The 9,938-nt window shown below is 46.0% G+C and carries 8 protein-coding genes; 6 read left to right on the top strand and 2 right to left on the bottom strand.

Annotation, left to right across the window (positions count from 1 at the left end):
- A partial coding sequence (locus ABYB02_RS11095; RefSeq protein WP_372762522.1) for a 23S rRNA (adenine(2030)-N(6))-methyltransferase RlmJ occupies window positions 1–714 on the top strand: 714 nt, incomplete at its 5' end.
- A gap of 81 nt (window positions 715–795) precedes the next feature.
- Here ABYB02_RS11095 and ABYB02_RS11090 read toward each other — a convergent pair.
- Window positions 796–1,605, bottom strand: a complete 810-nt coding sequence (locus ABYB02_RS11090; protein ID WP_372762521.1) for an META domain-containing protein — start codon at window positions 1,603–1,605, stop codon at window positions 796–798.
- Between the two features lie 141 nt (window positions 1,606–1,746).
- Window positions 1,747–2,313, bottom strand: coding sequence for a PhnA domain-containing protein (locus ABYB02_RS11085; protein ID WP_372762520.1), 567 nt, complete (start codon window positions 2,311–2,313; stop codon window positions 1,747–1,749).
- 183 nt (window positions 2,314–2,496) lie between these two features.
- Here ABYB02_RS11085 and ABYB02_RS11080 point away from each other — a divergent pair, with 183 nt between their 5' ends.
- The 5 genes from ABYB02_RS11080 (at window position 2,497) to ABYB02_RS11060 (ending at window position 9,822) form a co-directional block, all read left to right on the top strand.
- On the top strand, window positions 2,497–3,102 hold the full coding sequence (locus ABYB02_RS11080; RefSeq protein ID WP_372762519.1) for a paraquat-inducible protein A: 606 nt from the start codon (window positions 2,497–2,499) through the stop codon (window positions 3,100–3,102).
- A gap of 67 nt (window positions 3,103–3,169) precedes the next feature.
- Window positions 3,170–3,538, top strand: coding sequence for a hypothetical protein (locus ABYB02_RS11075; protein WP_372762518.1), 369 nt, complete (start codon window positions 3,170–3,172; stop codon window positions 3,536–3,538).
- A 98-nt stretch (window positions 3,539–3,636) separates the two neighbouring features.
- A complete protein-coding gene (locus ABYB02_RS11070) occupies window positions 3,637–4,962 on the top strand; it encodes a TolC family protein (protein ID WP_372762517.1) in 1,326 nt (441 codons plus the stop codon).
- Window positions 4,952–6,697 carry an efflux RND transporter periplasmic adaptor subunit gene (locus tag ABYB02_RS11065; RefSeq protein WP_372762516.1) on the top strand — a complete coding sequence of 582 codons (1,746 nt, stop codon included), beginning with the start codon at window positions 4,952–4,954 and terminating at the stop codon, window positions 6,695–6,697. Before ABYB02_RS11070 ends, ABYB02_RS11065 begins: the two co-directional genes overlap by 11 nt.
- Window positions 6,698–6,705: 8 nt before the next feature.
- Window positions 6,706–9,822, top strand: coding sequence for an efflux RND transporter permease subunit (locus ABYB02_RS11060; RefSeq protein ID WP_372762515.1), 3,117 nt, complete (start codon window positions 6,706–6,708; stop codon window positions 9,820–9,822).
- The last annotated feature ends 116 nt before the right edge of the window (window positions 9,823–9,938 follow it).

Below are 9,938 nucleotides of genomic sequence, written 5' to 3'. Positions count from 1 at the left end.
TCCGGCGCTGGTTTTTTTGAGTTGGCCGCCGCCGATGCGCAAAAGACCCAAGAATACCAAGATGGCATTGCTAAACTGTGGCAACATACTAGCGAACATAGCGCGATAAACGACTACGTGGCGTTAATTAAATCGTTTAATGATACCCCTAACTTAGCGTTTTATCCGGGCTCGCCAAAAATTGCTGAGCATTTTTTGCGCCGCCAAGATAAAGGCTGGTTTTTTGAGTTGCATCCTCGCGACTTGCTGTTACTTGAAGATAACATGCAAGGCAAGCGCTCAATTCGCGTGCGCGGCGAAAATGGTTTTGCCGGTTTGATTGGCTTATTGCCGCCAGCATCGCGCCGCGCCTGTGTGTTAATCGATCCGCCTTACGAAATTAAAGATGACTACGACACGGTCGTCACAACATTAATACAAGCGCATCAACGTTTTGCCACTGGTACTTATATGATTTGGTATCCGGTGGTTGATAGAGCGCGCATCGACAACTTAGAGCAAGGCTTAATTGCTTCTGGTATGCGTAATATTCAATTGTTTGAATTAGCCACACAAGCCGATACTGACGTGCATGGCATGACGGCATCGGGCATGATAGTGATTAATCCGCCATGGAAGTTAAAACAAACCATGGATGGCGTATTACCCGAACTGGTGAATTTACTTAGTGATAGCAGTGGCTTTTACCGCAGTGAACAGTTAGTGGATGAATAATGACAGTGACGTGTATTAACTGATGGTGATAAAAATGCCCAGCTTTTAGCTGGGCATTTTTATCTGCAAGCGGGTGATTGGTTAATTAAAATATACCGCTTTAAAAGTAGCTAGTTGCTCACCATTTTCATCTTTTAAGCTTAACGATTCGCCATTAATCTGCCACTGCGCAGTATTTTTTAATACTTCAGCCATGGCCGTTTCTTGCTGCATGCTGTCATGACACATTTTTTGGGTGGTCGCTAATTGATTAAAACTGATATGTTGCTGCTCAACTTGGTAACCACCGTTAAAGTTATTACAGCCTAAAAAGCCATGCACTTTGGTGTCGTTACTAAATTGAATGAATGGTTCATCGCTTTCAACCGTGACGCTATTACCTGCAACAGTCATGGCTTTCCAGTAAGTATTAACCAGCTCTACATCTGGTTTTTGAGCTACTTTTGTGACCACAATTTTATATGGGCTGGTGGATGCATCTGCTGCGAACGGGTTGTTATTGGCTGTGCTGGTGTAGAGTAGCTCGCCATTATTTTCAATCCGTGCACTCACACTGTAGCTAAGTGCGTCATCAATTTTGTTAGTGTCGTAGCTAAGCTCCACGGTGTACGGAGGCGCGCCATTTAAATCAATCACTTGCTGGCTAATAACGGTTGCTTTGGTATCCATTTTAGATACATCGGCAAGGGTTACGGTTAGCTGCGAGTTAGGCGCTAGTATGCTGCGATCGAGGTAACTAACTTGAGTAGTTAATGTGGCCGTTGCTGCTGTTTGAGTGGTACCCTGGCTATGCTTGGGGTCATCACACGCCGATAAAATAAGTGTGCCACTGGCTAAAAAGCTGATCCCTGCAATTGATTTTAATATGGCGCTTGATTTAGGCTTAAACATCGTTGTTCCTTTAGTACTAAGTAGCTGATTTTTATAGATGGTAGTAGTTAGTTACTTAATCAGCGCTTAATTGCGTAATAAAGGGGGCAGCTGCGGCAATAAAAAAGGGCGCTACGGCGCCCTTAGTCATCTATTAATGCGTTACTTTTTAACAAATTTAGTCAAAATAACAATGCGTTGGCCATCGACTCTGCCTTCAATATGTTCTGGGTTACTGGTTAAGCCAATATTACGCACAGCCGTTCCTCGTTTGGCGGTTAGGCTACTGCCTTTTACATCTAAATCTTTAATTAAGGTAACAGTATCACCCGCTTGTAACTGTACCCCATTACTATCTAGGTGTTTTATCTCGTCATCGTCCGCCAGGGCTGTTTGAGCCCAAGCTAAGGTATCTTGTTCTAGGTAGATCATGTCTAACGCATCTTGTGCCCAGCCGTTATCGGCCGCTAAACGATTTAACATACGATACGCAACAACTTGCACTGCAGGCGTTTGGCTCCACATGCTATCGTTTAAGCAGTGCCAATGGGTTGCCACTAAATCGCTTGTTGCTTCAATTTGCTCTTTACATGTTTGGCAAGTGTAAATGCACTTATCAGAGTGGGCTTCAGTGACCGGTGGAACTTCATACACAGATAAGTTATTTGTTGCTGCACATAACTCACATTGGTTATTACTGCGCTCTACTAAGGCTTGCTCAATGCTCATATCGAATGCTCTTCAGGTTTTTATAAAAATAATGCCGTTATTATACCTTTATAATAGCGGCTTGGGTACACGTGGAGGAATATAACCTTATAGCTAATAGGGTTAAATAGTCGCCGCTAAAGGAGTACCACACGCGGTAAATTTGCTATGATCAGCAGACCATCAGATTAACTTTGCAATATTATGCGTTTACTCATTTCTTTAAGCAGTATTTTAATAGCCTTAGCCTTACTAATTCCTGGAGTGACTCAGCCAGTGCTGTCCCTTGAGGGGAAAATAGCTAAATCCAAATTAGCCGCTGCAGGCATAGAAATGTTGGCCGATGAGGGGGATGGACACACGCGTAATATATTGCTGATGACCTCGAATCTACTTGGTCTTGATAAGCTCGAAGGCGAGATCAGTGCCTATGAAAAAACCCGCAGTATTTGGGGTACGGTTGATGAGTTAGCTAGTAACCAAAATTATTTGGTGGCGCTGCTGGTTGCGCTGTTTTCAATAGTGATCCCCACGATTAAACTGTTGTTACAATTACTTTATTGTTTGTTGCCGGGGAATCGTTTTAAGTATCAGTTAGGCAGTACAATTGTGGCGATTAGCAAGTGGAGCATGGTTGATGTGTTTGTTATTGCGCTTATTGTGACGTACCTTGCCGGCAATGCTAATGGTGAAAGCGGCGGGTTGATCACTATGAATGCGCAATTAGGGTGCGGATTTTGGTATTTTAGCGGTTATTGCTTATTTGCGATTGCTGCGAGTAGCTTGATCAAGCCACAAAAACCCAGCTAAACATTTGTGTTAATTAGGAAGTTATCATAAACTCACCTAGAACCTAATAAAAGAAAAGGCACTTTTTTTGCAGCGTATTCATATTCGTTTATTGACCATACTCTTGCTACTCACATTTGTGGGTCAAGCTGTTGCGTCTGTGGCGATGAATTGTGCAATGCCGCATATGGCGCCCACTCATGCTCACAGTCATAGCGACGCCAGCATGGCACATCACACTGCAGCTATGATGGATATGGATTGTTGCGAGGATGAAACGCTGCCTAGCAAACACGAATGCAGTTGCCCGGTGAGCGCTTGCTCAGCGTACTCGATGCTCAGCATAGACGCCTTTTTTATTGCATCAGTGGTACACTCCGAAAAAGTGCTCTTGCCACTACCACAAAACCACCATCATCTAACTAGCTCACTCTACCGCCCGCCAATGTTTGCTTAATTGCAGGATCGGTGCGGTTAAAATTCAGTAAATATCACTTAATTCGCCTTTTCTGCCTCTAAACTTTAGTTGTTATATTAATTTTAGTGGAGTAAGTGATGAATCACTTGATAGCATTTAAACTCAGTTTTGCAGCTCTGATGCTTGCAACTGCGATTTCAGTACACAGTAATGAACTTAGCCTTGATGAAACCATAGCTTATGCGTTTGAGCATGAGCCTTGGTTAACAGCCAGCAAGCACCAGCAAGCTGCGGCACAAGCACAAAGCATTGCAGCAGGCACATTACCCGATCCGGTATTAACCTTAGGCTTGATGAATTTACCCACCAATGGTTTTGCCTTGGATCAAGAAGGTATGACGCAATTTAAACTCGGTATTAGTCAAATGTTTAGTCGCGGCGATAGCTTAGCGCTTAAACGCCAAGCCCTTGCACAATCTGCGCAGCAGTATCCTTGGTTACGTGCCGATAGATTGGCGCAAATTAAAACCATTATTATCGAATCTTGGCTCAATGCGTATCGCGCACAGCGCAGTATTGCGCTAATAGAACAAGATAAAGCATTGTTTTCGCAATTGATTCAGGTAACCGAAGCAAGCTATGCCAGCTCTTTAGGCAACACCCGTCAACAAGATATTATTCGCGCGCAATTAGAGCTTACGCGGCTTGAAGATAAACTATTGTTATTAAACCAGCAATTAGCAAGCGCCAAAAAACGCTTGTCGCAATGGTTACCGATGTCGATGCTAACTCAACCGCTGAGCACGCAATACCCTAAAATTACCCCCTTGGTTGATTTTAGCACGCTCGATTTTGAATCGTTGATGGCATTGCTTATGGCACACCCTGCGATTATCGCGCTAGATAAAACCGTCAATGCTAAACAAACTGAAGTGAAAGTGGCGCAGCAAAGTTACCAACCACAATTTGGCGTCGAACTGGGTTATGGCTATCGCGCCGATACGCCGCTGGGGGAATCGCGTGCTGATATGTTTTCAATTGGTATGAGTGTCGATATACCGCTGTTTACCAGTAACCGCCAAGATCAGCAAGTTAACGCCGCCGTAGCCACAGCAGAAGCATTTAAAACGCAAAAGCTCATTGCCCTGCAACAGTTAAAAGGCATGTACTTTAAAGAGGTGAGCCAATTGGCTGAGCTTAAAAAGCGCGCTGCACTGTATCAAACTAAACTTTTGCCACAAATGGCAGAGCAGGCACAAGCCACACTCAATGCTTATACCCGTGATGATGGCGACTTTTCCGAAGTGATGCGCGCTCGTATCAGTGAACTGAACGCAAAAATAGACGCGTTAAATATTCAAATAGACCAGCAAATTATTATTGCCCGCTTAAACTATTACGCTAGCAGTCACGATGCTGCAATCAATGCGCTGCCTGCACAGGAGATGCAACATGAATACTAATTTAAAACTGCTAGTGGCTGCCCTCGTGGGGGGAGGCTTAACAGCCATGACACTCTCATTATTACCAACGGCTCCTGCATCAGACGCTGATAGTGACGTTAAAAAGCCACTATACTGGGTGGCGCCTATGGACAGTAATTATCGCCGTGATGAACCCGGGTTATCGCCCATGGGCATGGAGTTAGTGCCTGTTTATCAACAAAGTAGTGCCGACGAGCAGCACGGGCCGGGGGCTGTGACAATATCCCCAGAAGTAATCAATAACTTAGGTGTGCGCACTGTTAAAGTACAGTATCAAGCATTACAACACGAAGTAAAAACGGTCGGCTATGTGCAATACAATCAAGATCAGCTGATCCATATTCACCCGCGGGTAGCCGGCTGGATAGAGACCTTGTATATCAAAGCCACCGGAGACACGGTTGAGCAAGGTGAACCCCTTTATACTTTGTACTCGCCGCAATTAGTGAATGCCCAAGAAGAGTTTTTATTGGCACTTAAGCGCAATAATCGCGTGCTTATTCGCGCAGCAAAAGCGCGGTTGGCATCACTTAATGTGTCGCAGCAGTTTATTAAACAATTACAAGCCAGTGAGCAAATCAAGCAACAGATTACGTTTTACGCCCGTCACAGCGGCGTGGTTGAAGAGCTGAATGTGCGCGAAGGTTTTTATGTGCAACCAGGCACCACCATGATGAGTATCGCGCAGCTAGACGAAGTATGGGTTGAAGCAGAAGTGTTTGAGCGCCAAGCTGCGCTGATCCAAGTGGGTCAAGCGGTGACCATGACACTGGATTATTTAACGGGGCAAAGTTGGCAAGGGCGGGTCGATTATATTTACCCCACCTTAGATGCTAAAAATCGCACATTACGTGTACGTTTACGCTTTAATAATAAAGATCATCAACTTAAACCTAATATGTTTGCACAAGTACGCATTGCCACCGATGCCAATGCGCCACAGTTAATTGTGCCTAAAGAAGCGGTGATCCGTACCGGCGAGCAAAATCGTGTGGTGGTTGTACTTGGGGAAGGGCGCTTTAAATCGGTGGCAGTAGAGCTGGGGCGCAGTGATAGCGAGCATATTGCGATTTTATCGGGGCTAGAGGCCGATGATGAGGTGGTTACCTCAGCGCAGTTCTTACTTGATTCAGAATCCAGTAAAAACTCTGACTTTAAGCGCATGCAAGCCCCCCAAGCTGCCAGCTCGGTGTGGGCTGAAGGGCTAATTAACATGGTAATGGCGGAGCAACGCACGGTGACCATAAGCCATCAACCTATTAAAGCGCTTGATTGGCCGCAAATGACCATGGACTTTACCGTGGCTGAAAGCGTTGACTTTAGCGCACTAAAACGTGGTCAAAACCTACACTTTGAAATTACCAAGCAAGCTGATGAGAGTTATTTATTAACCGCGATTCATATTATGCCTAGCAGCCAAGCTGAGTCACAGCCAAGCAATGTCGCTCGTGTATCGGGCGTTATAAACCGCATTGATAAAACCAAGCGGGTGGCCAACATTAGCCGTGGCGCAATAGAAAAATGGCGACGCGGCCCGGCGACTGTCGATTTTATGTTTGCCGACGATGTTGATTTAACCGCGCTTGCAGCGCAGCAACAGGTAAACTTTACCTTTAGTGTGCAACACGGTGAATTTGTGATCAGCGCTATTGATATTGCGCCTAATAACACAGCGAATGGCGATAGCACGCAGCCATCGCATCACGGGCATTAGGAGGAAGTATGATAGCTGCAGTTATTCGCTGGTCAATAACCAATCGTTTTTTTGTGTTAGTGCTGACCGCTATGCTAATCGGTGGCGGTATGTTTGCCATCAAACAAACCCCAGTTGATGCCTTACCCGATTTATCCGATGTGCAAGTGATTGTTAAAACGTCATACCCAGGACAAGCACCGCAAGTGGTGCAAGATCAGGTGACATTTCCGCTGACTACGGCGATGTTATCGGTGCCGGGAGCACAAACCGTGAGGGGTTTTTCGTTTTTTGGCGACTCCTATGTGTATGTCATTTTTGATGAAAAAACCGACTTGTACTGGGCACGTAGCCGCGTACAAGAGTACTTAAGTCAAGTAGCCAGTCGTTTGCCCGACACCGCACGTGCCGAGCTTGGGCCCGATGCCACTGGAGTGGGCTGGGTGTATTTATATGCGCTGGTGGATAAAACAGGGCAGCACGACATAAGCCAATTACGCAGTATTCAAGACTGGTTTTTAAAGTTTGAATTACAAGCACTGCCTGGGGTGTCAGAAGTGGCGTCGGTAGGCGGCATGGTAAAGCAATATCAAGTCACCGTGGCACCCGATAAATTACGTGCGTATGGTATTCCACTGAGTTTAATTCAAACCGCCATTGCACAAGGTAATCAAGAAATGGGCGCGTCGGTGGTGGAAATGGCCGAGGCTGAATACATGGTAACCAGTAGCGGTTATATTAAAAGCGTTGCCGACTTAGCGGCTATTCCGTTAGGGGTTAACGCCAATGGTGCACCATTGCAATTACGCGATGTTGCCGATATTCGCTTAGGACCGCAAATGCGCCGTGGCGTTGCCGAGCTGAATGGCGAAGGTGAAGTCGCTGGTGGCGTGGTGGTAATGCGTTACGGCGAAAACGCACAAAAAACCATTGAGCGGGTGAAAGCTAAGCTTGAGTCATTAAAAAAAGGCTTGCCGGCGGGGGTCGAAATTGTTCCTGTGTATGATCGCTCTAACTTAATTAATAGTGCGATAGATAACCTCAGCGCTAAGTTACTTGAAGAGCTGGCGGTAGTTGCTTTGGTCTGTGTGGTGTTTTTATTTCATATACGCTCATCATTAGTGGCAATTTTTACTTTGCCGCTGGGTATTTTAACCGCGTTTATCATCATGTATTGGCAGGGTATTAATGCCAACATCATGTCGTTAGGTGGCATTGCGATTGCGATTGGTGCCATGACCGATGGCGCGATTGTGATGATAGAAAACATGCATAAACATATGGAAAAAACGCCATTAACTCGAGAAAACCGTTGGCAGGTGGTGGCGGCGGCTGCCACCGAGGTTGGCCCAGCGCTGTTTTTTAGTTTAATGATTATTACCGTCAGCTTTATGCCTGTGTTTATTTTAGAAGCGCAAGAAGGGCGGATGTTTGCCCCGTTGGCGTATACTAAAACCTATGCCATGGCCGCGTCGGCAGGGTTGGCGATCACCTTAGTGCCAGTGCTAATGGGGTATTTTATTCGCGGCAAAGTCATTGCGGAGCACAAAAACCCCGTTAACCGAGTGCTCGTTGGGGCATACAAGCCATTACTGCAGTGGGTGTTAAAGTTTCCAAAAATGACCCTGTTACTGGCAGTGATTATCACGCTGATCGGTTTTTATCCGCTGAATAAAATAGGCAGTGAGTTTATTCCGCCACTCGATGAAGGCGATTTAATGTATATGCCAACCACGTACCCCGGTATTTCCATTGGCAAAGCGCGTGAGCTACTGCAACAAACCGATAAACTGATTGCTACCGTGCCAGAGGTATTAACGGTGTTTGGTAAGGTAGGGCGAGCAGAAACCGCCACAGATCCGGCGCCGTTAACGATGATCGAAACTTTTATTCAGCTCAAGCCGAAAGCACAATGGCGCCCAGGAATGACACTTGAAAAGCTCACCAAAGAGCTTGATAGTTTAGTGAAGTTTCCCGGCCTTACCAATGCGTGGGTGATGCCGATTAAAACCCGCATTGATATGCTGGCCACTGGGATTAAAACCCCCGTTGGCATTAAAGTGGCGGGGCCTAAACTGAGTGAAATTCAAAAAATTGGTCAGCAAATAGAGCAGCTGCTAAAAGATGTCCCTGGTACGGCGTCGGTTTACTCGGAGCGCGTCGCTGGCGGACGCTATATTAAAGTGGATATAAATCGCGAAAAAGCCGCACGTTACAACCTCAATATCGCCGATGTTCAGCAAGTTGTGGCGACCGCCATTGGCGGCATGAATGTCACACAAACAGTGGAAGGGCAGGAGCGTTATCCGGTTAATTTACGTTATCCGCAACATTACCGTGATTCACCTGAGGAGCTGATGTTACTGCCTATTGTAACGCCCACAGGGCAACGTATTGCCTTGGCTGATGTGGCCCGAGTATTCATTGCAGATGGCCCACCGGGCATTAAAAGTGAAAATGCGCGCTTAAACGGTTGGAGCTTTATTGACATAGAAAACATTGATATTGGCAGCTATGTTGCAAACGCCCAGCAGGTTTTAGCGCAGCAGTTAGAGCTGCCTGCTGGGTACTCAATTAGCTGGGCTGGGCAGTACGAATACATGGAGCGGGCAAAGCAAAAACTCGCGTATGTAGTGCCATTAACACTCGCGATTATCATTATTTTGCTGTACCTCAACTTTAGAAGTTTTGCCGAAGTAACCATCATTATGGCGACACTGCCGTTGGCAATGATTGGCGGAGTATGGTTGATGTACCTCGAAGGCTTTAACTTCTCAGTGGCCGTCGGGGTTGGCTTTATTGCCCTTGCGGGGGTGGCGGTAGAAATTGGCGTGATCATGTTGGTGTATTTAAATCAAGCCTATCAACAGCAGCAATGTCAGGCGCAGCAGGCTGGAGTCGCGCTTAGTTTTGAGCAACTCAAGCAGGCTATTGTGACTGGGGCTGGGCTAAGAGTACGCCCGGTGATGATGACGGTTGCCACGATAGTGATTGGTTTATTACCGGTATTGTATGGCACGGGCACCGGTAGTGAAGTGATGAGCCGCATTGCAGCACCTATGGTTGGCGGCATGTTTAGCGCCGTAGTGTTAACCTTATTGGTACTGCCTGCAGCCTACTTATTATGGCGTAAACGTAACCTATAATATTTACAATGGCTGTGTAACTTATGCGCTAGAATGCGTGTTAAGTTGCATGGCTATGTTTTTATTTGCTTGATTATAAACAGGTTTTTGTTTGGCATGATTAACGCATAAGGTTA

Source organism: Pseudoalteromonas sp. (assembly GCF_041613455.1).
Classification (GTDB): domain Bacteria; phylum Pseudomonadota; class Gammaproteobacteria; order Enterobacterales; family Alteromonadaceae; genus Pseudoalteromonas.
The sequence above is the reverse complement of the archived record's forward strand: the minus strand, read 5'-3'. Positions and strand labels throughout refer to the sequence as shown.